Annotated in this window: 20 protein-coding genes; 6 read left to right on the forward strand and 14 right to left on the reverse strand. The window is 46.0% G+C overall.

Annotation, left to right across the window (positions count from 1 at the left end; genetic code table 11):
* Nucleotides 1-27 precede the first annotated feature (27 nt).
* Nucleotides 28-3,735 carry a PAS domain S-box protein gene (locus QUA58_RS24410; protein WP_333396469.1) on the forward strand — a complete coding sequence of 1,236 codons (3,708 nt, stop codon included), beginning with the start codon at nt 28-30 and terminating at the stop codon, nt 3,733-3,735.
* A 4-nt stretch (nt 3,736-3,739) separates the two neighbouring features.
* A complete protein-coding gene (locus tag QUA58_RS24415) occupies nt 3,740-4,858 on the forward strand; it encodes an ATP-binding protein (protein ID WP_333396471.1) in 1,119 nt (372 codons plus the stop codon).
* 191 nt (nt 4,859-5,049) lie between these two features.
* Here the strand turns inward: QUA58_RS24415 and QUA58_RS24420 are convergent, their stop codons facing one another.
* Nucleotides 5,050-6,231 (reverse strand): FAD-binding oxidoreductase, encoded by a 1,182-nt coding sequence (locus QUA58_RS24420; RefSeq protein ID WP_333253581.1) that lies wholly within the window; start codon nt 6,229-6,231, stop codon nt 5,050-5,052.
* A 211-nt stretch (nt 6,232-6,442) separates the two neighbouring features.
* On the opposite strand from QUA58_RS24420, the gene QUA58_RS24425 reads away from it, so the two are divergent.
* Together QUA58_RS24425 and QUA58_RS24430 are read left to right on the forward strand one after the other, a co-directional pair.
* Nucleotides 6,443-6,721: a hypothetical protein gene (locus tag QUA58_RS24425; RefSeq protein ID WP_333253578.1), complete on the forward strand. Its 279-nt coding sequence runs from the start codon at nt 6,443-6,445 to the stop codon at nt 6,719-6,721.
* 53 nt (nt 6,722-6,774) lie between these two features.
* Nucleotides 6,775-7,314 carry a DUF2231 domain-containing protein gene (locus tag QUA58_RS24430; RefSeq protein ID WP_333253576.1) on the forward strand — a complete coding sequence of 180 codons (540 nt, stop codon included), beginning with the start codon at nt 6,775-6,777 and terminating at the stop codon, nt 7,312-7,314.
* A 449-nt stretch (nt 7,315-7,763) separates the two neighbouring features.
* Here QUA58_RS24430 and QUA58_RS24435 read toward each other — a convergent pair whose 3' ends face one another.
* The 11 genes from QUA58_RS24435 to QUA58_RS24480 all read right to left on the reverse strand — a co-directional run bounded on the left by QUA58_RS24435 (nt 7,764) and on the right by QUA58_RS24480 (nt 16,156).
* Nucleotides 7,764-8,978, reverse strand: a complete 1,215-nt coding sequence (locus tag QUA58_RS24435; protein WP_333396474.1) for a 30S ribosomal protein S1 — start codon at nt 8,976-8,978, stop codon at nt 7,764-7,766.
* 788 nt (nt 8,979-9,766) lie between these two features.
* Entirely contained in the window at nt 9,767-10,324 is a 558-nt protein-coding gene (nrdR, locus tag QUA58_RS24440; protein ID WP_333253570.1) for a transcriptional regulator NrdR, read from the reverse strand.
* A gap of 195 nt (nt 10,325-10,519) precedes the next feature.
* Nucleotides 10,520-10,615 (reverse strand): photosystem II reaction center protein T, encoded by a 96-nt coding sequence (locus tag QUA58_RS24445; protein ID WP_083622085.1) that lies wholly within the window; start codon nt 10,613-10,615, stop codon nt 10,520-10,522.
* 143 nt (nt 10,616-10,758) lie between these two features.
* Nucleotides 10,759-12,288 (reverse strand): photosystem II chlorophyll-binding protein CP47, encoded by a 1,530-nt coding sequence (gene psbB / locus QUA58_RS24450; RefSeq protein WP_333253567.1) that lies wholly within the window; start codon nt 12,286-12,288, stop codon nt 10,759-10,761.
* Between the two features lie 197 nt (nt 12,289-12,485).
* Entirely contained in the window at nt 12,486-12,815 is a 330-nt protein-coding gene (locus QUA58_RS24455; RefSeq protein ID WP_333253565.1) for a hypothetical protein, read from the reverse strand.
* A 161-nt stretch (nt 12,816-12,976) separates the two neighbouring features.
* Complete coding sequence (locus QUA58_RS24460; protein ID WP_333396476.1) at nt 12,977-14,461, reverse strand: DNA methyltransferase; 1,485 nt, start codon at nt 14,459-14,461, stop codon at nt 12,977-12,979.
* A gap of 168 nt (nt 14,462-14,629) precedes the next feature.
* Nucleotides 14,630-15,049 carry a type II toxin-antitoxin system tRNA(fMet)-specific endonuclease VapC gene (gene vapC / locus QUA58_RS24465; protein ID WP_333253560.1) on the reverse strand — a complete coding sequence of 140 codons (420 nt, stop codon included), beginning with the start codon at nt 15,047-15,049 and terminating at the stop codon, nt 14,630-14,632.
* The gene (locus tag QUA58_RS24470) at nt 15,042-15,359 is read right to left on the reverse strand and encodes a hypothetical protein (protein WP_106333715.1); all 318 of its coding nucleotides are present in this window, start codon (nt 15,357-15,359) and stop codon (nt 15,042-15,044) included. The genes vapC and QUA58_RS24470 overlap by 8 nt, the downstream gene beginning before the upstream one ends.
* Nucleotides 15,360-15,362: 3 nt before the next feature.
* On the reverse strand, nt 15,363-15,458 hold the full coding sequence (locus QUA58_RS31650; RefSeq protein ID WP_445243685.1) for a hypothetical protein: 96 nt from the start codon (nt 15,456-15,458) through the stop codon (nt 15,363-15,365).
* Nucleotides 15,459-15,505: 47 nt separating this feature from the next.
* Entirely contained in the window at nt 15,506-15,871 is a 366-nt protein-coding gene (locus QUA58_RS24475; RefSeq protein WP_333396478.1) for a hypothetical protein, read from the reverse strand.
* A 15-nt stretch (nt 15,872-15,886) separates the two neighbouring features.
* Complete coding sequence (locus QUA58_RS24480) at nt 15,887-16,156, reverse strand: UPF0175 family protein (protein ID WP_333396479.1); 270 nt, start codon at nt 16,154-16,156, stop codon at nt 15,887-15,889.
* Nucleotides 16,157-16,462: 306 nt separating this feature from the next.
* Between QUA58_RS24480 and mnmG the strand changes: the two genes are divergently transcribed.
* Entirely contained in the window at nt 16,463-18,379 is a 1,917-nt protein-coding gene (mnmG, locus tag QUA58_RS24485) for a tRNA uridine-5-carboxymethylaminomethyl(34) synthesis enzyme MnmG (RefSeq protein WP_333396481.1), read from the forward strand.
* Nucleotides 18,380-18,429: 50 nt separating this feature from the next.
* Complete coding sequence (locus QUA58_RS24490; RefSeq protein ID WP_333396484.1) at nt 18,430-18,651, forward strand: hypothetical protein; 222 nt, start codon at nt 18,430-18,432, stop codon at nt 18,649-18,651.
* A 404-nt stretch (nt 18,652-19,055) separates the two neighbouring features.
* Here QUA58_RS24490 and glgP read toward each other — a convergent pair whose 3' ends face one another.
* Together glgP and QUA58_RS24500 are read right to left on the reverse strand one after the other, a co-directional pair.
* Nucleotides 19,056-21,614, reverse strand: a complete 2,559-nt coding sequence (gene glgP, locus QUA58_RS24495; protein WP_333396486.1) for an alpha-glucan family phosphorylase — start codon at nt 21,612-21,614, stop codon at nt 19,056-19,058.
* A 311-nt stretch (nt 21,615-21,925) separates the two neighbouring features.
* Nucleotides 21,926-24,682, reverse strand: coding sequence for an EAL domain-containing protein (locus tag QUA58_RS24500; RefSeq protein WP_333396489.1), 2,757 nt, complete (start codon nt 24,680-24,682; stop codon nt 21,926-21,928).
* Nucleotides 24,683-24,759: the final 77 nt, after the last annotated feature.

Raw genomic sequence — 24,759 nt, forward strand, 5'->3', positions numbered from 1 at the left:
ATTAGCAATACTTTTTGACCCAGACTAATGGAACTTGCTAATTTGTCGGCAAATTTACGATCGCCCGACGAAGCTGTCGATCGTCACCCTGTGACGGTTGCGCCCTCAACTTCCCTCGCAGAGGCGATCGCCCTGATGCGTCGGACGAGCAACCCTTGCCCACTGCCTAATTCACCTGCATTTCCCGACTCAAACGAAACTGTAAAAGCATCGATTAGTTGCGTCTTAGTTGTCGATGAAAATCAGCTAGTCGGACTGCTAAGCCCGGAAGATGTGCTGAACTTAGCCGCGGCCGAATACGGATGGCAAGGCATGAAAGTTGCCGACGCAATGACGCGGAATTTAATTGTCTTACAAGAATCAGAATTTACAGATCTTATTACCGCATTTAAGCTATTTTGTCAATACTCGATCGATTGCTTGCCAATTGTAGATGAACGGGGTCAGCCAGTAGGTTTAATCAGTGAAAAAAGTATTCGCCCCGCAATGTCTAGCTGGATCGAGGCACTGAATCAAGAAGTGGCAAAACTCCAGGAACAATGCGAACTGTTAGAGGGCAATTGTGAACTAGAAAAAGTCAGCGATCGCCCAAATGCCGAAACAGCCCTGCGGGAGAGCGAGGCGCGCTACCGAGCAATTGTGGAAGACCAAACCGAACTGATTTGCCGCTACCTCCCCGACGGTAAAATCACATTTGTCAATCAAGCTTACTGCCGCTATTTCGGCGTGCAACCAGAAGACTTGCTCGGCAACAGCTTTATGCCACTGATCCCAGAAGCAGACCGAGAAATTTTTCCAGATCTATATACTTATGTGTCTCCCGACAAGCCTGTTTTTACCTGCGAACACCGAGTCATTTTGCCAAGCGGGGAAATTCGCACTCAGCAGTGGATCGATCGGGCTATCTTCGACGAAAGCGGACAAATCGTCGAGTATCAAGCTGCAGGCCGGGATGTCACGGATCGCAAACAAGCAGAAATCGCTTTGCAGCAGCTCAATGCAGAGTTAGAACTGCGAGTGCAGCAGCGGACACAATGGTACGAACTGGCGGTATCGGCTGGCAAAGTGGGGGTTTGGGACTGGAATTTGGAAACCGACGAAATCTACATTGCTCCGTCTTTGAAAGCTTTGTTGGGCTATCAGGACGCAGAGATTCCCAACCGCATGGAAAATTGGGTGTCTCACGTTCATCCCGACGATCGAGTTGCAGTCGCCGAAGCAGTAAATACTTATCTAGAGGGTGTGACAGAAATTTATGAAGTAGAACACCGGATGCTGCGTAAAGACGGCAGCACCTGCTGGATACTTGCCCGTGGCAGCGCGATCCGATCGGCTTCTGGCAAGGCCTTCCGCCTGACTGGCACTGACACCGACATTACCGATCGCAAATTGACCGAAGAAAAACTCCAAAGCTCCGAAGCCGAACTGCTGGCGCTGTTTAACGCCATGACGGATATCGTGCTGGTTTTCGACGCAAGCGGCCGCTACCTCAAAATCGCCCCCACGGCTCCCGAACTGCTGTACAAACCGGCTCCTGAAGTGCTGGGCAAAACCCTCGCCGAAATCTTCCCAGAAGCGGAAGCTAATTTTGCCCTGAGCCACATTCGCCAAACATTGGCATCTGGGCAAACCCACAGAGTTGAATACAGCATGGAAATTGGCTGCAAGTTATTTTGGTTTGATGCCAGTATTTCGCCGCTGGAGTTCGATCGGGTGATGTGGGTCGCCCGAGACATTACCGCTCGCAAACACGCAGAAGCTTCACTGCAAAAGAGCGAGGAAAAGTTTCGCAACTTATTTGACGATGCTCCGATCGCGATTGGTTTGGCAAGCGTGCGCGACTACCGCACGATCAAAGTGAATGAAGCTCACCGCCAGATGTTGGGCTACAGCGATTCGGAGTTGGCTACCATGACTTTTACTGAACTCACGCATCCAGAAGATTTACAAGCAGATGTGGAGCAAGTCAAGCAGTTGGTCTGCGGCAAGATTTCTCGCTTCCAAACGGAAAAACGCTTGATTAAGAAGAATGGCGAGCTGATGTGGGCAAACTTGACGGTGACGCTGATCCGCGATCGCGAGGGCATTCCTCTCTACAGCATGGGGGCGATCGAAGATATCAGTTATCGTAAGCGGGCAGAAATGGAATTTCAGCAGTTAAAAGAACGCCTGCAATTTTTGCTGGGTTCTAATCCGGCAGTAATTTTTACTGCCTCACCCACGGGAGATTTTTGTACTACTTACATTAGCGACAACGTTAAGGCAATCGTGGGCTACGACCCCCAAGAACTGTTAGCCGATTCTAAATTTTGGTTAAGCCGGATTCACCCTGAAGAGCGGCTCCAATTTCTAGCAAACTTTTATGATTTGTCCGAGGGTAAAAATTGCATTTGCGAGTACCGCTTTCTGCACCGAGACGGACTTTACCGCTGGCTACGGACGGAACTGAAACTATTGGTTGACAGCAGGAGCATTCCGATCGAAATTATTGGTTACGCCGCCGATATCACCAATTCTAAATACGCCGAAATAGCGCTGCAGCAGCAGTTCGAGCGAGAACGGCTCGTGGAGGCGATCGCCCGTCGTGTCCGCCAGTCTTTGCAATTAGAGGAAATTCTCAACACTACGGTTGCCGAACTCCAGCAAGTATTATTAGCCGATCGAGTTTTGGTTTATCAAATTTTACCCAAAAAGGGCGGGCGAGTCATTGCTGAAGCCGTGGCAGAAGGATGCAGCCAACTCGTGGATAGATATTTTGGCGAAGAGGTTTTTCCGGCCGAAAGTTATCAGCTTTATTTGCAAGGGCGAATTTGTGCGATTTCCGAACTAGATTCTCCCTGGATTACACCTTGTGTGGTGGAGTTTATGAAAGAAATTCAAGTTAGGGCAAAGTTAGTAGTGCCGATTATTCAGCACAGCCAGCTTTGGGGATTGCTGATTGCCCACCAATGCCATGACTCTCGTGAGTGGCAAGAATGGGAAATCAATTTATTTCACCAGTTGGTGAATCAATTAGCGATCGCCATTCACCAATCTCTACTCTACCAGCAACTGCAAGCTGAACTGAGCGACCGCAAACAAGCGGAAGCAAATTTGAAAAACTCCCTTAGAGAAAAAGAAATTTTGCTTAAAGAAATTCACCACCGCGTCAAAAACAACCTTTGCGTAGTTGCCAGTCTGTTAGAATTGCAATCGAACACAGTTGCCGACCCGCAAGTAAGCAAAATGTTTGAAGAAAGTCAGAATCGCCTTTATTCTATGGCTCTGATTCACGAAAAACTGTACCGCTCGACTAACCTAGCGCAAATTAATTTTGGCGAATATCTTGAAGATTTGGTAAGTAACTTGTTTCACTCTTACAATATTAGCAACAACCAAATTCAGTTGCAGGTATTAGCTGAGCCAATTTCCCTAAATCTTGAAACCGCTACTCCCTGCGGTTTAATTGCCAATGAATTGGTTTCAAATACCCTGAAACACGCTTTTCCTGATGCCACAAGTGGTACAGTTAGTGTAGAATGTTATCAAACGGGCGATGGAGAAATCAACCTCTTAGTTAAGGACAACGGCATCGGCTTTCCTCAAAACTTAGATTTTAGGAAAACTAACTCAATGGGCTTTCAAGTTGTCTGCACTTTAACCGAGCAGTTAGAAGGAACTATCGAAATATCCAGAAAAGTTGGGACAGCATTTCACTTAAAATTTAACGAGTTAAACTACTTTCAAAGATTGTAAAAATATGAGTTTTTCTGAAAAACCAATTAAGATTTTGATTGTCGAAGACGAACTGTTAATTGCTAAAAACTTATCCCCAAAATTAGAAAAGTTGGGATATCAAATCGCCGATATCGTTTCTTCAGGAGCCGATGCCATCCAGCGTGCGCGCGAACTAAGACCCGATTTAATTTTAATGGACATAGTTATCAAAGGCGACATTGACGGCATAGAAACAGCAGCAATAATTAATCAAGAATTAGATATACCAATTATCTATACAACTGCCTATGCCGACGACGAAACTTTGCAGCGAGCCGAAAATACTGGTTCTTACGGCTACCTCCTCAAACCTTTTAAAGAAAGAGAAATGCACGCCACTATCAAGATAGCACTTAGTAAACATCAAGAAGCAGTTAGTCTGAAAAATTTAATGGCGTTAGCAGCAGAAAAAAACGAAAATAGATCGCGCTTTATTTCAATGGCTTACCACGATTTAAACACTCCTTTAACTACTATACAGTTATCGGCTGAAATGTTAGAAGATAGCGACTTGCAGAGCAACCCCGAAACTACCCAAAAAAATGTTGATCGCATTAAAAAAGCCGTCAGTAATATGAGTGGTTTGCTGGAAGATATTTTAATGCTTAGCAAAGCAGAATCAGGCAAAATTTCCTTAAATTTAAATCCGATCAATGCGACGGATTTATGCAATTCTATTTTAGAAGAACTGCAACCTATCGTCACCGACAAACACATCCTAAATTTCCGCAGTCAAACAGATCCGCTGCACGCCAATCTCGACGCAAAACTACTCCACCACCTTCTGACTAATTTGCTTTCAAACGCCATTAAATATTCTCCAAACGGTGGCAAGGTAAGTTTAGACCTAATCTGCGAAAACCAACAAATAATTTTGTGCGTTCGAGATGAGGGAATTGGGATGACACCGGAATATCAAGGAAAACTATTTCAGCAGTTTGAACGGGGTGCTAATGTAGGCAAGATTAAAGGATCGGGTTTGGGACTCTGCATTGTTAAACACATAGTTGACCTGCACGGCGGTACAATAAGTGTGGAAAGTGCGATCGACAAAGGTACTACATTTATTGTCGTGCTACCTTTTGTAGTTAGTAGTCATTAGTCATTAGTGATTAGTCATCAGTATCTGCGATGGGAGGGGCGGGTTTTTGAGTTCTGCGATTTGATGATATAAATTAGGGTGAACCCGCCCCTTGTATCTTGATATTTTATCTGTAGGGGCGAGTTTCACCAACCATCTATAATTCCAACTAACAATATACATAAACCCGCCCTCCCCACTAACAGTTAACATTAGTCATTTCCAGTAAATCTATCCGGAGACAAAAGCTCGATAGCCCAATCTTCTCCTCCCCCCGCCGCCTTCGCAAATCGCTCAGCTAAAGCCGGCACAATAGCCAAAGGATTGCTCAAACCAGAAAAAACGTGCAATCCAGGGCGATCGGCAATCGGCCCCACTACGGGCAAATTATCAGCGCTAAATGCCACACTACACTCGTGCCAAGTTGCCGGTAAACCTGCCAACTCAGGCAAAACTTTGCTGATTCCTGCACGAATTGCCCTTTCGCTAGTTTCGCGATCGACTTTAGCATTCAAATCGCTCAACGTGCGAGACAATTGCCCGATCCGCAAACTGCCATCATTAAACCCAATTGCACCCACATCTAAAATCGGCGACAGCAACTCTTTACCAGGTTCATCCCAAAGAAAATCCACCTCAATTCTACTCGATTCAGCTTCCAATTCAAAACGTTTTAATACCGCAGGCATCACCAAAGTCCTGAGTTTTAAATCCACAGGTGCAGTTTCCAAAATCTCCGTGCGAGTAAAATAAACTCCCACAGAAACACCAGCCAGCTTCAGTAAACTCCGACTCCAACCTCCAGCACAAACCACAGCATTTTCACAACGATAAATTCCCTGCGCCGTCTTGACTCCCGAAATCTGATTTCCCTCTTCTATAAACCCAATTACTTCAGCAAATTCTATAGTGCCTCCCAACCGTAGAAACCCTTGACAATAAGCTTTATTTGTGGCAGTCGGCGAAATGTGACCGTGGCGCACAGTCAGAGCTCCGGCGATCGCACTTTTATTCAGCAAAGGTTCCAACTCCCCAGCTTCTGCAACACTCAAAAGCTGCGGGGGAATTGCAAAATGCGCGTAATTAGTCGCAACTTTTTCGGCATCAGTACCCGCATCAATTGTCAGCAACAAATCCAACTCGCGAAACTCAGTATCAGCATCTAATTCCGCCGATAAATTGCGGTGGCGTTCGATACCTTCCCGACACAATTGGCGAGTTAAATCAGTCGTTCCCGACCAATAAGCCAAGCCACCATAACTAAAACGAGTAGCATTTTGCATGGTAGCATCTCGTTCCAAAAGCAGCACAGCAAAACCTTTTTTTGCCAGTTCGTAACTCAGTGATGCACCCGTAATGCCGCCGCCGACAACAATCCAATCGCAACTTTTCATGAGCAACTCAAAGGGAAGGAAAATATCATGCTTAGATTTTAGCTTAGGTTTTTTCGGAACGAATCGAAAAACCTCTACCTACAGGAAGAGGCTGCCTGCGATCGGCATAACTGAAACTTCCACCCGTCGGGAGATGTTTGCGTAGAGATATTTTTCGTTCAATAGTAGGAATTAGAGTCAGCAAAAAATTAGAAGTACCAGAGAGGTTTTTATGAGTATCGACAAACCAGGCAAAGATATGGAGCGCACAGTCAATCCGGGCGATCGCATTTCCGACAAACCGCAAACCATCGAAGAAAAAGCCAAGCAACTGGCAGTTGACCACGTACCCGACATCACGGGAGATGTTGTTACAGTTCCAACTTATGTGATCGTAGAAGAACCCGATGGGGAAAAGAAAGCTTTGCACCACGTCAAAGACGCCGATGAAATTTCCGACGTAATTCGGCAGGCCCGCGTTGACGAAAATGGCGAGCGGATTTGGGATTAAGTTCAATCCAATAAAAACGGGCTTTGTAGGTAGAACACTAATCGCTAGAAATCATGGAAACAAATCAAATAAATAATACGCCCTATCCCAATATTCCGCCGATTCTCGAAAGTGATGACACAGAGTATCGCGATGCCGGAATTACAAGTACAGTTTCAGTTGCAGGCCATCCCCTCCACCCAGTGCTGATCGTGTTTCCTGTAGCCTTTTTAGTAGGAGCCGCCGGCACGGATATCGGTTATTGGCTGACAAGCGATCCGTTTTGGGCGAGAGCTTCGGTTTGGCTGATCGGTTGCGGTTTTGGTGCGGGGATTTTGGCTGGGATCACGGGCTTTTTAGATTTTACGAGAATTAAAAGAGTGCGCGAGCGCAGTGCTGGTTGGTTGCACATGGGCGGCAATGTGGCGGCTCTCGTACTTTCCCTGATTAACCTGCTGTTGCGACAGGGAAATCCGGCCCAGCCGATCGTATATACAGGTTTAGCAATATCGATCGTCGTGGCAACCTTGCTGGGCATTACAGGCTGGTTCGGCGGCGAACTAAGTTTTCGTCACAAAGTCGGTGTCATCGGCCCTACCAGTCCAAATCAGTAGGTTTCTGAGGGTTTTTAGTAGGGACTTCAATCCTCTAGATTGAATAAATTAGGACTAATACCAATTTTTTATGAGGCTGCATAGAATTAGATCCCCCCTAGCCCCCCCTTAATAAGGGCTACGGTGTACACACAAGTCATGAGATCCCTTAAAAAGGGGGGAACCGGAGTCAAAGTCCCCCTTTTTAAGGGGGATTTAGGGGGATCTCCGAGGATTTTGGTTCTACACAGAGATGTGTGTACACGGTAGCCTTAAAAGGGGGGGACAAGGATGCCCTCAAAGTCCCCCTTGCTTTCGGGGGATGCGAGGGGGATCTCCGGGGTATAAATACTGTTAAGTGAACCGTATTGAATTATCAACCACCCAGCAGCGACTAATGACTAATAACTCATGACTAACTCAAAAAAAAAGAGGGAAAATTCCCTCTCTTAATAACACTAACTGCGATGTTATTCTTCCGTCGCAGGAGAGATTTCTTCCTCTACATCTAATACTGCTTCTGCTGCGACTTCCGGTGCGGCTTCTGCTGCTACTTCGGGTGTGGCTTCTGCTGCTACCTCTGGTGCGGCTTCTGCTGCTACCTCTGGTGCGGCTTCTGCTGCTACTTCTGGTGCGGCTTCTGCTGCTACTTCTGGTGCGGCTTCTGCTGCTACTTCGGGCTCATCCTCTTCCATTGCTGAGGGTACATCTTCGAGTATTTCGTCGGAGATATCATCATCAACATCAGTTGAGTCTACAGGAACATCTATGCCTGCTTTAGCTTGCTTTTGAGCGAGCATTTTCTCCCGGAACTTAGCTGCCATTTCTTCAGCTTTTTCATAAACCAATTCGCGATTTTTGACCATCGCGCCCGGTTCCGGTTCCAACTGCTTGGTGGAGAGAGAAATCCGGCCTCTCTCAGCATCCAAGTCAATGATCATCACTTTCACTTCGTCGTTGACATTGAAGACGCTATGAGGCGTATCGATGTGGTCGTGCGAAATTTCCGAAATGTGCAGCAAGCCGCTGACACCACCGATGTCGATAAACGCACCGTAAGGCTTGATACCGCGTACTGTACCGATGACCACTTCCCCGACTTCGAGGCGGTTCATCTTGCGTTCGACTAAGGCGCGACGATGACTCAACACTAGGCGGTTGCGGTCTTCGTCTACCTCTAAGAATTTTAATGGTAATTCTTCGGCGACTAATTCTTCCTTCGGTTTGCGGGTACTGATGTGAGAACCGGGAATAAAGCCTCGCAAGCCTTCAATTCTGACAAGTGCGCCGCCTCGGTTGGTGGCAAATACTTGCGATCGCACAGTAGCATCTTCTGCTTGCAGTTGTCGCACTCTTTCCCAAGCCCGCATATACTCGATGCGCCGGATGGACAGGGTTAATTGTCCGTCTTCGTTTTCATCGGTGAGGATGAAAAATTCTCTGGTTTCGTTTGATTGCAATACCTCTTCAGGGCTTTCGACTCGATTGATGGACATTTCCTGAATGGGAATGTACGCTGCTGTTTTAGCACCGATATCAATCAGAGCGCCCCTGGGTTCTATACTAAAAACTGTACCGGCTACTACGTCGCCCGGGCTAAAGTGATAGTCATATTTATCGAGTAGCGCTGCAAAATCTTCGTGAGTAAAGCCGATGTCTTTGACTGTGGTTTTGAGATTGACCATGCGAATAGTTTCCTAGGATTTCTCTCCTTCATGTTTTTCATTGGTGCCGGCAGATATTAGAGATTTTGGTGAAAAAGCGGTTAACTTCTTACAAAATCTTTTACTAAAGTCAGTTTTTGCTAACTTTCCCCCGGTGCAACTGCACATCCGGGCTTGCCATTACTGTTACTCCAAGCTCTGTGTTAAAACTTTTCATCTTACACATTGCAGAGTCAAGTAGACTATTGTGACACTCTCAGGTATAAATAAACTGAGATTCTTTATGCAGCTAGCTGACTTGCTGGTGACAGGATTACTCTTGTCTAAGTAGAGGTCGCTTTTTAGAGAAGCATAAATTCCGGTATGCCCTACCGTATTTAATTAGTCACCGACCTGTATTTCAATACGGTTGAGCTAACGCTGTTTATTGCCCGGATATCCCCCTAAATCCCCCTTAAGAAGGGGGACGAAAGAGAATACTCTTGTCCCCCCCTTTTTAAGGGGGGCTAGGGGGGATCTGGCTTAACTAAGCCGTATTGACCTTTAGTTAGGTTTTGTTCAAATTTAGCTTTCCTAAACTGCAACACCTATCGGTGTGACTACGCACTCAACTAATTTAGTTGAGTTTTTACGTTGTCTAGTGATACTCAATTTTAGACCGATGATGATCATATCATACCCAGCACTGTTACTGAGAAAAAAGAACGCTCGCTCGACTGAGAGTCCCTTGAGTCGATCGAACTCCGGGGCTTCCTCGCGATACGGTTTTCCATCTCCCAGAATATTTCTCTAAATTAATTTGAGCGAGTTTAGCTGGGAGTCGCGCAGGATGCGGGGCTTTCTCGATCGACTGCTTCGGAATCCGGCAAATCTGCGTCAAAATTTGTCCCAGTTTCTGTAACTTCAGCTTCGTTGAGGGGATTCTGAAGGTGATTTAGGGTATCTACAAAATCTCGGATGCCTCGAAATTGCCGATATACGGAGGCAAAACGGACATAAGCGACTTCGCTGAGCGGCCGCAGGTGCAACAGCACCAGTTCCCCTATTTCTGAACTGGCGATTTCTCGGAGCGATCGACCTTGGAGTTGCGCCTCGATTTCTTCTGCCAGAGTTTCGAGATGCCCGGAAGACAAACCTGTTTTTTCGCAGGCCCGAATCAATCCCCTGACTAATTTTGACCTGTCAAAAGATTCGCGCTTGCCGTCCCGCTTGATCACCGTAATCGGCACAAATTCTATGCGTTCGTAAGTTGTGAAGCGGTGCTGGCAGCTCAAACACTCACGCCGCCGACGGATGCTTTGACCTGATTCGGCTGAACGCGATTCTAGAACGCGACTATTTGTGTGTTGGCAGGAGGAACAGCGCATGATTGCTGATTTTAAAAGGCATCGCCAGCAAATTGCCATTCATCTAACCGCCTGGGGTCTGATGAATGGCTGGACTAGAAAAAATCACTTAGCACACAGCGGTGAAATAGTCCCGCACCAAATTAGATCACTATGATGCGGGCTAACCGCAGTCCGGTTCAAGATATTTTGGACTTGCTGGAGGCGTATAGCTAATTATTTGCCAATCCGGGGAGGTTCCCGAAAGGCGATCGCAAAAAATAGTACACCTAATGCTAAAGCCAGAATCAAAATGTAAGCAACGCTTTCCATGTTAAATTTTCCCTATCTTCCCTTGCCGTATTATTTTATCTTAATTGTTGGTTTTATTTTTAACTAAAAAAACCCGGTTTCTTCAAGAAACCGGGTTTTTGTGTAGCGGGGAAGTTTCCCCCCTACCCAGAGGCTGGCGAAATCTAGAGAGATTCTTCTCTTCTTGTGGTCACGTCGCCCAGTTTTTGGAACAAGCCCCACTCGACTTGTTCTTCCAAGTCAGCCTCAACTCCAGCAAACACGTCGCGGAAAATAGTCCGAGAACCGTGCCAGATATGGCCGAAAAAGAATAGCAAAGCAAAGCAAACGTGTCCGAAAGTGAACCAACCGCGAGTTGAAGTGCGGAACACCCCGTCAGAGTTCAAGGTTTCACGATCGAATTCAAACACTTCACCTTTTTGAGCAGCGCGAGCAAACTTCTTAACATCTAGAGGATTATTAAAGGTTTGACCGTTAAGTTCGCCGCCGTAGAAGCTGACGGTAACTCCGCTTTGTTCAAAGCTGTATTTTGATTCAGCACGGCGGAAGGGGATATCAGCGCGAACGACCCCATCTTTGTCCGTCAAAATCACTGGGAAAGTTTCAAAGAAGTTGGGGAGGCGGCGAACCGACAATACCCGACCTTCGCTGTCAGTAAATACTGGATGACCCAGCCAGCTTTTCGCAATACCGTCGCCATTGACCATCGCGCCGGCCCGGAACAAACCGCCTTTAGCAGGAGAGTTGCCCACGTAGTCGTAGAAAGCCAATTTTTCAGGAATTTGTTCGTAAGCTTCTTGGAAGCCTTGGCCACCGGCCAAGCTAGCTTGAGCTCTGCGATCGATTTCTTGTTGGAAATAGTTGCCGTCCCACTGATAGCGAGTCGGGCCAAAAAGTTCGATCGGAGTTGCAGCAGAACCGTACCACATCGTACCCGCAACCACGAAAGCTGCAAAGAACACAGCAGCGATACTGCTAGAAAGTACAGTTTCGATATTCCCCATCCGCAGGGCTTTGTAAAGACGTTCCGGCGGCCGCACTGTCAAGTGGAACAAACCGGCAATTACGCCGACTACGCCCGCTGCAATGTGGTGAGCCACGATGCCGCCCGGATTGAACGGATCGAAGCCTTCAGGGCCCCAGGAAGGAGCCACTGGCTGGACGTGACCGGTCAGGCCGTAGGGGTCAGAAACCCACATTCCCGGGCCGAAGAGTCCCGAAAGGTGAAATGCACCGAAGCCGAAGCAGAGCAAGCCGGAGAGGAACAGGTGAATGCCAAACATTTTTGGCAAGTCGAGGGCTGGTTCGCCGGTGCGAGGGTCTCTGAAAAGTTCTAAGTCCCAAAATACCCAGTGCCAGACTGCTGCTAAGAACAGCAGGCCAGAGAGGATGATGTGAGCGACGGCGACGCCTTCAAAGGACCAGAAGCCCGGATCGACGTTACCTTCGCCCGTGATGCTCCAACCGCCCCAAGAACCGGTGACTCCCAAGCGAGTCATGAAGGGCAACACGAACATCCCTTGACGCCACATCGGGTTCAGAACTGGGTCTGTGGGATCAAAAACTGCTAGTTCATAAAGGGCCATTGAGCCGGCCCAACCTGCCACGAGGGCTGTGTGCATTAAGTGTACAGAAATCAATCGGCCTGGGTCATTTAAGACGACTGTGTGTACGCGATACCAGGGTAGTCCCATTGACTGCGGTTCTCCAAGGTGTAAGTGATGATGTCATTTTGACGGAAAATTCAGATTTTCCATCCCGAGCGGTGATGTCCGGGGTTTAAATTCTGTCTTTTGCCGAATCCTTTCTACCTTCACAGGAGGAGGTATAAAAATGAAAGTTATTTAAAGAAGTGTATCGAGTGTTAGAACCGATTGCAATATGTTCGACATTACATTAGTTGCGGGTTGCCCATTTCGCACCGGGCGGCGATCGTCCCAAGGCGTTCGAGGACTTGCTCGGCATCGATCAGTCTGGTGAGCACGACGTTGCCGATGTTTTTGGCAGGATCGTTCGGATCTGCGGGGGCTGTGGGTTTGACTTCTACCATGAGTACAGCCTCTTCGACGCGGTAGAGCCACATTTTTTCTTTGTGATCCCACAGACAGAGGTCGAGTTGTACAATGTCGGGGTGGCGTCTCCAAGCGGCGTAACTCCACTCGCCGCCGACTCCCCAGACGCGCCCAACTTTCCACCCGTCGGATAAGAAGAAGTATTTCATTTGTGTACGCTTGTTGACATTTTTTTGTCTAACATAGCGCAAAACTGCAATTGTACGGAATTATTGAACCGCGAAGGCGCTTATGACGCGAAGGAAGAGGAGAGAAGATGTAGGCTATATGGGTATTCTTTTTTTGAGGTTGGCTGCTATATCACTCTTTTCTAAATGTCTAGTTCTAACTGTTTCGCTTTAACTTCCATTTGTTTTTCTGCTGATTTAACCACTTCAAAGCTCAGGCGAACATCTAGCCTTTTTTTATGTTCTAACATTTCCTTAATAGTAACAATTTGTATTTTATCTGAACTTTGTTTCATATATCGGCTTTGATATATTCCTGCTGATTTGGCAGTTTTAATCATTTCCTTGGTTGGCTCTTTTAAACTGATAAAAATACCCAGGGCTGCTTGTTCCAGCGTAATTGTCCCTTGCAAGTCGCGGATGTCTCCTGATTGCACCTTCCCTGACTTGACTTGCACGATAATCTTTTCTGGTTCATCTTTGTCACCTTGAAAGTAAGCAATGCCATCTATTCCCTTATCTGCACCTTTCTTGGCGTTAATAATTGCCCTATTATTAGTATAGGTAAGCACTGCCCATTTTTCAAATTCTTTGCGAGTGCGATCGTCTTTTTTGTTAGCAAGTGCAACTGCTGCTTCCATATCTTTAGGAATGCCATTTAACTTAAGTTGTTCAAGTACACCTTTCCCAAAAGAATCCTCAAGGTGTTTGAGAATTAAACTAATACTTTGATAAGTAATGTCAATGCCTATCCATTGACGCTTGAGGCGTTGAGATACAGCGACAGTAGTACCACAACCGCAGTAAGCATCTAAAACTACATCCCCTTCATTGCTACTGACTTTGATAATGCGTTCTAATAATTCTTCGGGTTTTTGTGTTGGATAGCCAAGACGTTCTGGATCGTTAGCATTTAAGATATTCATCAGCCACCAATCTTCAGGGATTTTGCCCAAAGGATGAGGCTTATATACTTTATTAGTTCCTTTATGCTTGCCCCACATTGCATCATCTTTTCTACCAATTCCTTCAGCTTGATATGGTATTCTAATTGCATTTTTATTGAACTCATATTCATTAGTTTTTGAATATCTTAATATGACATCATGCCTTCTACCAAAGTCTTTTTTAGGAGAACCGCCACCTCGATAACACCAAATTATCTCGTTCCTGAAATCACCACCCTGGGAACAAAAAATGGTATCTAAAATTAATTTTAAATAATGGCTTGCTGTAGGATCGCAATGCAGATAAAAGCTACCAGTAGGTTTTAAGACTCTATAAATTTCGACTACTCGTAAGGTAATATGGATTAAATATGCTAATAAACTACCTTTGCTTAAGACTTTTGTTAAGCCAGCAATTAAATCAATACTTTGTGAGGTAAATTTACCCTGGGAATTTTCCAAGATTTCAGCTAAACCTTGATTGGCATAATCATCCCAAGTCCAAGTGTCGATAAAAGCTTGTGCTTGGGCTTGGTCTTCCTTGCCAATGTTATTATAGATTTGGTTGTAGTTGCGTTTTGAGTTAAAAGGCGGGTCAATGTAGCATAAATCTACCGATTCGTCTTTGATCTGTCTGCGTAAGACATCAAGATTGTCACCGTAAAATAGTTGATTTACCATTTTCGCTATTTCCTTTAAATGGCTGGTGTAACTGCTGCTGATGTCTGTATTTGACAACAAACATTTAATTATACTATATCGATCGATCGTTTTGAATGAACGGTCTGAATCTTATCAAAAATATTGATAAAATTGCATTATACTTTTCATAACCCTGATAATTACTCATCACCCCGCCTCCCAATCTTCAATCTGTAGCCCTTGTACTCTGCTAAACTCCCTAACATTATGAGTGACTAAGATTAAATTATTTGCCAAAGCAATAGCAGCAATTTGCAGATCGTTTGAGCCGATCGGAGTTCCCAAACTTGCCAAATCTCTCCTAATCTTGCCATATACTTCCGCACAAGCATCGTCAAACGGCAGAGAAACGAACTGACTTAAAAAAGATTTTTGTAGATTTAAACTATTTTGGGGGTTATTGCTACCCATCGCTCCGTAAAACAACTCGGCTTTTACCACAGAACAAACCCCAATTTTATCGGCTACCACAGTATTAAAATGAAGGTCGATACTAGGCGACCTACCCTTTAAATACAGGATACAAACATTAGTATCTAGCAAATAAATCAAAGAGCTATTACTCATCAAAAACCCCCATCATATCGTCATCCATTTCATCAGAAATTCCCCAGCCATCATCATCAAAATCAATATCCGCACAACTCCCAGACAGATTTATCAATCCTGAAGAATGCAGCATATTATTTTGCCTGAAAAATTCCTTCAAGCCTGCCTCATCGCCAATATCGAGCATCTCCTTTAACTCATCCAAATCGATTAACCCATCGCGAAAAGCACTTAAGACTAAATCTCTCAGAATTTTTCGTGACAAGTCCCCCCATTTATCCTCGATCTTATCTACTAACGTATCAGGTAAATTAACTGTGATTTGCATATATTAAAAACCCCCTCGATCTCCATTTCTATTTTCCTGAGCCAAAATTAAAACCCGTTCGTAAAGCCGATCGGAAAACCTCGTTCCCTGTGCCTGCATCTCATCTAAAACATCCCGCACGCTTCCCAACAAACCCCGGCTCTTTGCTACAACAAAACACCCATTGTCCCAATTAACGGCAGCTTTCTCGCCGCCGCTACCCGTCTCGCCGCTTTTTCATCAATCAATAATTGGGCTGCGTTCATTTCTTCTGCTAAAGCGATCGCTTCCGATTCCCCCAAATCTAAATTAAACGACCCTTGTAAGTCCTCAACTACTTGCCGATTATTGACTGTTACAACCTCTAACCAAGACAAATTTTGTACGATTTTAGCTGCCGGATGCTGACCAACCTGAAGTTCATCAAACACTCCCTTCGGAATCACAACTTTACCAAAAAGTTGAGGCAATAAATCTAAGCGATCTACCTTAGCTAATTCACTAATAGGTGTAGTATCGGAGACAATAATCATTTAAAACCCCTGCCGCTATAACATCAACTCTGCCTGTTCCACCTCTTGACGAATTTGTTCCAAATTTTGCGAATCATCAAACAGAGAAATTCCCCATTTTTTCATCATTTCGATAATTTTCATGCGAGAAACTCCTAAAATTTTCCCCGCTCGTCCGCTGGTAATTTCCCCTACCTCTAATAACGCCATTACATAACCCTCTTTTGCTTTCTGTAAAGCCTTCTGCCGAACCTCAGCAGAAAGATGAATGCTTTCTAATTGCTCGTCTAAAATCATCAAAGTCATTCCCAAAATCTCCCAAACCTACATTTATATTTTAGTTCCTCAAACCACATCCCACAACATCGCCATAATATCCGACTACAAATATTTAATATCCCGCTCGCTTGGTGCATGGTGTATGGGGGCGTGCAGAAGTATTGCCTGCCTAAATATTGTTACTCGAACGACTATTGTCTATAATAGACTATATAAGGCATAGTTTACTCAAATAACACAGACAAAAACGCGATATCCGATAAATAACCCTCCGGCTTAATCCCTCAAGTCAATTATTCAATCTAAAATCTAAAATCTAAAATCTAAAATCCCATGACCGCACAAACCCCAGTACAATTCCAAGACAGTTTCGACATCATCGTAGTTGGTGCCGGACACTCCGGCTGTGAAGCCGCCCTCGCCACTTCTCGCCTCGGCTGTCGCACTCTTCTCCTCACCCTCAACCTCGACAAAATTGCGTGGCAACCCTGCAATCCCGCTGTCGGCGGCCCGGCTAAATCTCAACTTACTAACGAAGTGGATGCGTTAGGCGGGGAAATTGGCAAAATGGCCGATCGCACTTATCTACAAAAACGCATCCTCAACTCTTCACGAGGCCCCGCAGTGTGGGCGCTACGAGCACAAACAGACAAGCGGGAATACGCCGCTGTGATGAACAACATTGTCGAAAATCAAGAGAATTTGACCATCCGGGAAGCGATGGTAACAGACTTAGTTTTGGGCAAAAACGAAGAAGTGATCGGAGTTGAAACATACTTCGGTGTCGCTTTTGAATGCAAAGCCGTAATTCTCACCACAGGTACTTTTTTAGGTGGCACAATTTGGGTGGGCAATAAGTCGATGCCCGCCGGACGCGCCGGAGAATTTGCGGCCGTGGGTTTGACAGAAACTCTCAATCGTTTGGGCTTTGAAACTGGTCGGTTAAAAACAGGAACTCCGGCAAGAGTTGACAAACGTACTCTCGATTACACCAACCTGGAACCGCAGCCGGGAGATGCAGATGTTCGCTGGTTTAGTTTCGATCCAGAAGTTTGGATCGAACGGGAACAAATGCCTTGTTATTTAACTCGAACTACGCCAGAAACTCACCAGTTAATTAGAGACAATTTGCACCTTTCTCCAGTTTACGGCGGCTGGGTTGATGCGAAGGGGCCGCGCTACTGTCCGAGTATTGAAGATAAGATTGTGCGGTTTGCGGATAAGGAAAGTCACCAGATTTTTATCGAACCGGAAGGGAGAGATATTCCTGAACTTTACATTCAAGGATTTTCGACGGGTTTACCCGAAACTTTGCAATTGCAAATGCTGCGTACTCTTCCTGGTTTGGAAAAGTGCGAGATGATGCGCCCTGCTTATGCTGTGGAGTATGATTATTTGCCTGCGACTCAGTGCTTTCCAACGCTGATGACTAAGAAGATTGAAGGGCTATTTTGCGCGGGTCAGGTGAACGGTACGACGGGATATGAGGAGGCGGCTGCACAGGGGATTGTGGCGGGGATTAATGCGGCTCGGTTTGCGAAAAATCAGGAAATGATTGTGTTTCCTCGCGAGCAAAGTTATATCGGGACTTTGATTGATGATTTGTGTACGAAGGATTTGCGGGAACCTTACCGGATGCTGACTTCGCGATCGGAATATCGGTTATTATTGCGATCGGACAATGCTGACCAACGCTTGACTCCGCTGGGACGGGAAATTGGTTTGATTGGCGATCGGCGCTGGGAGTTGTTCGATCGCAAACAAGCTAATATTGTGGCAGAGAAGGAACGCTTGTACTCGACGCGGGTGAAGGAACACGAGGATCTTGGCAAGCAGATTTTTGCTGAGACTCAACAAGCGATTAAAGGTTCGATTACTCTGGCTGATTTGTTGCGCCGTCCGGGTTTTCATTATGTCGATTTGGAACGGTACAATTTAGGCGATTCTAGTCTGAAGTTGGCTGAGAAAGATGGTGCGGAAATTGATATCAAATATTCTGGCTATCTGCAAAAACAGCAAAATCAAATTGATGAAATTGTCAGACATGAACGCCGACAATTGCCTGCGGATTTGGATTACATGGCAATTACAACTCTCTCCAAAGAATCGCGGGAAAAGTTGACTAAAGTGCAGCCACTGACTATTGGCCAAGCGGCCAGAATTGGTGGGGTGAATCCGGCTGATGTTAATGCTTTGTTGATTTTTCTGGAAGTGCGAAACCGTCAGCAGCCAGCGGGTGTGGGTAAATAACCTAAACTAGAGGTGTCTCAAGGCTTCCTTCAATTTTATGAAATGGCAGTGTGAAAAAGTGTGACTATTGTGGCATGACTATTTTGCTCGGCGGCTTTCATAGTGATGGATATAAATTTTGGGCTTTGCTGATTCACGGTATGAATCAACTTTTATCGGAAGTTACAAAACTCACCCGACTGGGCTTAGAAAAATTCCGCAATCTTGAATTTATACCTGTATTCAGCAACGCCAAAAACAAGAAAAACTGGCAGAATGTCAACTCTAATTGATGAAATTCTGCCAGTCTATTGTAGATATTGAGCAATCCTCGAACCCACTCTGAATTTCGCAAACATCCTGCATAATAATCAGCGTTCATAGGTGGTTCAAATCTCCCCGAAATCCCGACCAGTGTTGCCACCCTCAAAGCCTGAGAAGACCAGCTAGATGCCTTGCTGTACGCTTATATACGGGTTCACTGGTGGTACTAGGAAATAGAGCGGAATGTGGTATTGGGCGATCGCACAACCGGCTACATAGTCATTCCCCAAGGAAGATAAGGAGACAGCGAGAGGGAGAGGGGGAGAGGGGGAGAATAGGTAAAATCTTCCTGATTCCTGATTCCCTCTTCCTTCCATCCGTTACATCCGTTACATCCGTTACATCCGTTACAGAATCCGTTGCCGAACTTCCTTTAATGTGCCCAGAGAATCACGCCAGCTTCATAAGGACTGCTGAGATTATCGTGCTTCGGCAAAACCCGCAACGACAAACCTTGCAAACCACTAGAAGTATAAGTAATGTCAGCCGTATAAAGGCTAGCATTCTGAGCATCTTCTCCCAAATACTCCATTACCACCGGCACGCCACCAATGATATCGCCGTTAGCATCAACAGAACCTTGATAAAGTTCGACTTGCACGTCTGCAGGCGTTAATCCCATCAGATTGATGCGAGATTTAACCGCGATCAACTGATTGACCTTAACTTCCTTATCCTGGGAAATATCAACAGACTCAATCTTAATGTCGTACCACTTTGCGAGAACGTGCTTTTTCCAGTGAGACAATTCCTTAGCCGGCGCGCACCCGTCCTCCGTCATCGTGAAGAATCGATCGCTCACCGGGAAATAAGCCCTCCGCGCGTAATCCTTCACCATCCGAGCAGTATTGAATAAAGGACAGTTCAAGCTAATCGAATCCTTCATTTTAGCCGTCCAACCGCGGGGAATGCCGTCAGCATCCCGGTTGTAAAACAGCGGTACAACTTCCTTTTCCATCAAGTCATACAAAGCATTAGCCTCGACATCATCCTGATACTTAGTATCTTCGTAAAATTCCCCATGTCCGATCGGCCAACCGGTGCGAACATAATCAGCCTCATCCCACCAACCGTCGAGGATGCTGAGATTCGGCAAACCATTCATCGAAGCCTTCATCCCGGAAGTACCCGAAGCCTCACGGGGGCGGCGGGGCGTATTCAGCCACACATCGCAGCCAGATACCATCATCCGAGCGACGTTAATGTCGTAATTCGGCAGAAACACCATCGAACTCAGCGTGTCGTGTTCGCGGATGAAGTGAACGATATCCCGAATCAATTCCTTACCCGGAATATCCATCGGGTGAGCCTTCCCAGCAATCACAAACTGTACGGGGCGGTTTTGATCCCGCATGATCCGCATAATTCGATCGACATCGCGCAAAAACAGCGTCGCCCGCTTGTAAGTAGCAAAACGGCGCGCAAACCCGATCGTCAGCACCTTCGGATTGAGAGCCTCGCGCGCGTATTCGATTTCGGTTTGAGCCGCACCGCGCTCGCGCAAGGTCTTTTGCAGCCACTCCCGCGCGAATACCACCAACTCCGATCGACAGCGTTCGTGATTCCGCCACAATTCCTCGTCAGGAATCGACGAAATTCTGTCCCACAGGCGATCGTCCTTGCGAGTCATTTCCCACTCTGGGCCAAGGTATCGATCGTACAATTCCTGAGTAGACTTCGCCACACAACTGCGAGCGTGTACCCCATTCGTAATCGAAGTAATCGGCACTTCTTCTTGAGGTAAACCCGGCCATAACCCTTGGAACATCGGGCGCGACACCACACCGTGCAAAGCCGCCACCCCGTTGACAAAACTCGACATCTTAATTGCCAAAATTGCCATATTCAGAGGTGCGGACAAATCGCCAACATTCTCCCGGCCCAACGCCAGAAACTCATCTTGCGACAAGCCAAACATCTTGGCATACTGACCCAGATAGTGCATCACCATATCCGGCTCGAACAAGTCAAACCCAGCAGGAACCGGCGTGTGAGTCGTAAACATACTGCTCGAAACTACCACCTGTTCAGCTTCCACGAAACTCAGGTGATATTCCTCCATCAGCATCCGAATCCGTTCCAAAGCCATGAAAGCCGCGTGGCCTTCGTTCATGTGATAAGCCGTGACTGTCAAGCCCAAGGCCTTGAGCATTTTCACGCCACCGATGCCCAGCATGATTTCTTGGTGCATCCGCAGAGTTTTGTCTCCGCCGTACAGTTGGTCGGAAATATCTTGGTCGTAGCGGCTGTTAGGTTCAATATTTGTATCCATCAAGTACAAAGGAACAGTTCCCACTTGTACTCGCCAAATCCGCGCGTACACCTTGCGGCCTGGATAGTCTACCTCAATCCGCAATTCCGAACCGTCGGGATTGCGTTCTAGGTGGAGCGGCATATTGTAGAAATCGTTCAGCGGATAGCGTTCTTGCTGCCAGCCGTCGGCGTTGAGATACTGCGAAAAATAGCCTTCTTGGTAGAGCAAGCCCACGCCGGCTAAGGGCAAGCCCAAATCGCTAGCTGATTTGAGGTGGTCGCCTGCGAGCACGCCCAAACCGCCGGAATAGATTGGTAGGGCTTTTACTAAGCCGAATTCCATCGAAAAGTAAGCGTAGCATTCTTGCAGTTCTGTGCCGCGCTGTTTGCGGTACCAGGCGCGGTTGTTGAGATAGTCATCTAACTGCTGGGCGGCTCGTTTCATTTGGGCAATGAAGCCGTCGTCTTCTGCCATTTCTTGCAGTCGCTCTTGAGATATGGTTCCCAGCATCAGTACCGGGTTTTGGTTGCTGGAGTCCCACAGGTCTCGATCGAGGCGGCGGAATAAGTCTTTGGTGTCAACGTTCCAATCCCAGTGCAAGTTGTAGGCAAGTTTGCGTAGGGGTTCGAGAATTGTCGGTAACGAGGGCGAAACGTTAAATGTGCGAATTGGCTGCATAGACCAGGCTCTTATGTTGGAGTAGCGATATTTTCCTCTGTCTTTAGCCGCAAGTCCGTGATTCTGCACACTATTTTAAGTTTTTAAGTGGCGCGGGCGATCGCGATCGCACAAGACTAGGCGGTTGAAACCCCGTCTCTACAAACAAAACCAGCGACTCGACTTCGCTCGCCGAACACCTTTGCGGGTTGAAGGCGGTTTCAACCGCCGTTTTTTTATGCCGTCTCAACCGCCGTCTTTTTATAATGACAACTGTCAACTGTCAACTGTCAACTGTCAACTGTCAACTGTCAACTGTCAACTGTCAACTGTCAAGCAATTTTCACTTGTTGCAACAGAGAATTTACCAAAAGTTTACTAGCATCGCCGGCCGAGAGCGGCTTGCTAAAATAGTAACCCTGAATTTCTTGACAGTGGAGTTCGCGCAAACACTCCAACTGCTCTTTAGTTTCTACTCCCTCTGCCACCACGCTCAAGTTCAAATCTCGCCCCAGCGTCGCTACAGCCTTGGCGATCGCCCGTTCGCAGGGATCATTCGTCAATCCGCTAACAAAGGATTTATCTATTTTTAAGATATTCAAGGGAAACTTTTTGAGATAATTTAGAGAACAATAACCCGTGCCGAAATCATCCAGCGCAATTTGCACTCCCATATTCTGCAACTCCCTGAGAACTTTTGTGGTATAGTCCACATCTTGCATGGCTGTAGTCTCGGTAATTTCTAACTCTAAATACTTGGGTGCTAAACCGCTTTTTTCCAAGCATTTCGCTACCATTTCTAATAAATTAAATTGCTGGAACTGCCGAGCCGAAACGTTGACTGCTACCCGCAAATCTGGCTGCAAAGCATCCTGCCAAGCTTTATTTTGAGTACAGGCTGTTTGCAGCACCCATTCCCCAATAGCTACAATGAGCCCGTTATCTTCGGCGATCGGAATAAATGTAGCGGGAGTAACTAAACCTAATTGTGGATGTTGCCAGCGCAGCAGGGCTTCCATGCCCTGAATTTTCCAAGTAGTGATGTTGACTTTTGGCTGGTAGAAAACCTCAAATTCTCCCTGTTCTAGAGCCTCGTGCAGCCTGTTTTCTAGATTCAGCAACTGGCTGCCTTGCGGGTTCATTGTTGAAGTATATAACTGATAGTTATTTCTTCCCATGTCTTTAGCGCGGTACAAGGCAGCATCAGCATTTTTGACTAAAGTTTCGGCATCTTCACCATCATCTGGATAAAGGGCAATGCCGATGCTGCTGCTAACATGAAACGGTTGTCCTTCTAGTTTAAATGCTGGCTTTAAATTGTCAATAATTCTTTGAGCTGTTTTAACTGCATCTTCTAAGCAATTGATATCGGGAAGCAGTATGGTAAATTCGTCGCCTCCCCAGCGGGCAACCGTGTCAGTCGATCGCAAAGTGTCGCTGATGCGTCCGGCAAAACTTTCTAAAAGGCGATCGCCCGCAGCGTGGCCTAGTGTATCATTAATCTTTTTGAACCTGTCCAAGTCTAAAAACATCACAGCTAGCATTTTTTGGGTTTGTTTAGCTTGTTTTAAGGAAGCCAGCAGCCGCTCGTTAAAAAGTATCCGGTTCGGTAAACCAGTGAGTTGGTCATAAACAGCTTGATAGCGAATAATTTCTTCAGCTTGCTTGCGCTGAGTGATGTCCATCATCGTACCGATCGCCCTTACTGCTTTGCCACTTTCATTGCGGATGATGTAACCGCGATCGAGCACAAAAACATATCCCCCGTCTGCACGGTGAAAGCTGTATTCTTCCGACCAACATTGAGCGTCTGAGTTCATTGTTTGGTTGAAGCTTAACATCACTCTTTCCCGTTCTTCGGGATGAATATTTAGCCACCAAGATTCTAATTCTATCGTCTGAGTTTCGTTGAGTTTGTATCCAAAAACTTTTTCAAACTCTTCGCTCAACCAATACTCATTTTTTAACAAATCAAAATCCCATACAGCATCATTTGTCGCCCGCGTCAGCAGGTGAAATCGTTCTTCGCTTTTGCGTAGTTTTTCTTCTGATTGCACCCGTTCCGTTACATCCCGAAAACTGAATACTCTACCAATAATTTTGCCTCCCGTGCGCTGGGGCAACGAGTAGCGCTCGAAGATTCTGCCATCTGTCAACTCGATGAGATCGTAACTTTCTTCTGCGGGGCAATCGGACAATTCTTTAGCACGGTTGAGAAATATTTCCGGGTATTTTAACTGGTTGATTTCAAACCCCAAAATTTGGTTGTTATCTCTCGAATCAACCAGGAAATCCGGCAACTGCCACATTTCGGTTAACTTGCGGTTAAAAGTGATAACTTTTCCTCCACTGTCAACCGCCAGAATACCGTCAGCAGTAGATTCAATGGTTGCTTGAAGCAATGAAAGAGATGTTTCTAGTTCTAACTCTGCTAATTTGCGATCGCTGATGTCAAATGCTGTGATTAATATTGAGGCTTTTTTTTCAAATTTTATAATATCTACAGTTGCTTCAATCCAGCGCATTTTTCCGGTTTTCGTGACTATTATTAATTCATATTTTGACCCTACATTTGAGCGGGCGTGGCTGGATTTACCCCAGTTTTTAACTATTTCTAGAAAATCTCGATGAATTAAGTCGTATAAATCTAATGCTAGTAATTCTTCGCGACTATATCCTGTCAGAGCTTCTGTCTCAGCATTGACATAGCGGAACTGTCTGCGGTGATAAATAAATGCCACAGCATTAACAGTTTCTATCAGTTGGCGAAACTTTTTTTCACTGCGCCGCAAATTTCTTTCAGCCCGCTTGCTATCGGTAATATCTTGTGCTATGTACAACTTGCCGCTGACCTTGCCTTGACCGTCGCGAATAATTGAAATAGAAAGCTGTACAATTATTTTTTTTCGTTGTTTAGAAAGGTAGACTGTTTCGACGTTGCGGACAGAGTTTTCGGCTGTTAAAATTGCTAACTCTAACTCCGGGTTTGGTGATTCACTGTTCTTAAAAAGTCCCGCTATTGGTTTGCCTAACAACTCTTTTTTAGAGTATCCCAGAAGTTGACAGGTAGCTTGGTTTAACGACAGGATTTGACACTCTCAGGGCTGAAGCCGCTGAGATTCTGCGGACAAAGCAGCTTTAGGTAATACCCAAAGTTTTACTCTCG

It is taken from the genome of Microcoleus sp. N9_A1, assembly GCF_036701795.1.
Taxonomy (GTDB): domain Bacteria; phylum Cyanobacteriota; class Cyanobacteriia; order Cyanobacteriales; family Microcoleaceae; genus Microcoleus.

Bases quoted from the DNA above. Each gene is read 5' to 3' on its own strand.
- QUA58_RS24410 (WP_333396469.1), top strand. From the start codon at position 28: ATGGAACTTGCTAATTTGTCGGCAAATTTACGATCGCCCGACGAAGCT.
- QUA58_RS24415 (WP_333396471.1), top strand. From the start codon at position 3,740: ATGAGTTTTTCTGAAAAACCAATTAAGATTTTGATTGTCGAAGACGAA.
- QUA58_RS24420 (WP_333253581.1), bottom strand. From the start codon at position 6,231: ATGAAAAGTTGCGATTGGATTGTTGTCGGCGGCGGCATTACGGGTGCA.
- QUA58_RS24425 (WP_333253578.1), top strand. From the start codon at position 6,443: ATGAGTATCGACAAACCAGGCAAAGATATGGAGCGCACAGTCAATCCG.
- QUA58_RS24430 (WP_333253576.1), top strand. From the start codon at position 6,775: ATGGAAACAAATCAAATAAATAATACGCCCTATCCCAATATTCCGCCG.
- QUA58_RS24435 (WP_333396474.1), bottom strand. From the start codon at position 8,978: ATGGTCAATCTCAAAACCACAGTCAAAGACATCGGCTTTACTCACGAA.
- nrdR (WP_333253570.1), bottom strand. From the start codon at position 10,324: ATGCGCTGTTCCTCCTGCCAACACACAAATAGTCGCGTTCTAGAATCG.
- QUA58_RS24445 (WP_083622085.1), bottom strand. From the start codon at position 10,615: ATGGAAAGCGTTGCTTACATTTTGATTCTGGCTTTAGCATTAGGTGTA.
- psbB (WP_333253567.1), bottom strand. From the start codon at position 12,288: ATGGGACTACCCTGGTATCGCGTACACACAGTCGTCTTAAATGACCCA.
- QUA58_RS24455 (WP_333253565.1), bottom strand. From the start codon at position 12,815: ATGAAATACTTCTTCTTATCCGACGGGTGGAAAGTTGGGCGCGTCTGG.
- QUA58_RS24460 (WP_333396476.1), bottom strand. From the start codon at position 14,461: ATGGTAAATCAACTATTTTACGGTGACAATCTTGATGTCTTACGCAGA.
- vapC (WP_333253560.1), bottom strand. From the start codon at position 15,049: ATGAGTAATAGCTCTTTGATTTATTTGCTAGATACTAATGTTTGTATC.
- QUA58_RS24470 (WP_106333715.1), bottom strand. From the start codon at position 15,359: ATGCAAATCACAGTTAATTTACCTGATACGTTAGTAGATAAGATCGAG.
- QUA58_RS31650 (WP_445243685.1), bottom strand. From the start codon at position 15,458: ATGCAGGCACAGGGAACGAGGTTTTCCGATCGGCTTTACGAACGGGTT.
- QUA58_RS24475 (WP_333396478.1), bottom strand. From the start codon at position 15,871: ATGATTATTGTCTCCGATACTACACCTATTAGTGAATTAGCTAAGGTA.
- QUA58_RS24480 (WP_333396479.1), bottom strand. From the start codon at position 16,156: ATGACTTTGATGATTTTAGACGAGCAATTAGAAAGCATTCATCTTTCT.
- mnmG (WP_333396481.1), top strand. From the start codon at position 16,463: ATGACCGCACAAACCCCAGTACAATTCCAAGACAGTTTCGACATCATC.
- glgP (WP_333396486.1), bottom strand. From the start codon at position 21,614: ATGCAGCCAATTCGCACATTTAACGTTTCGCCCTCGTTACCGACAATT.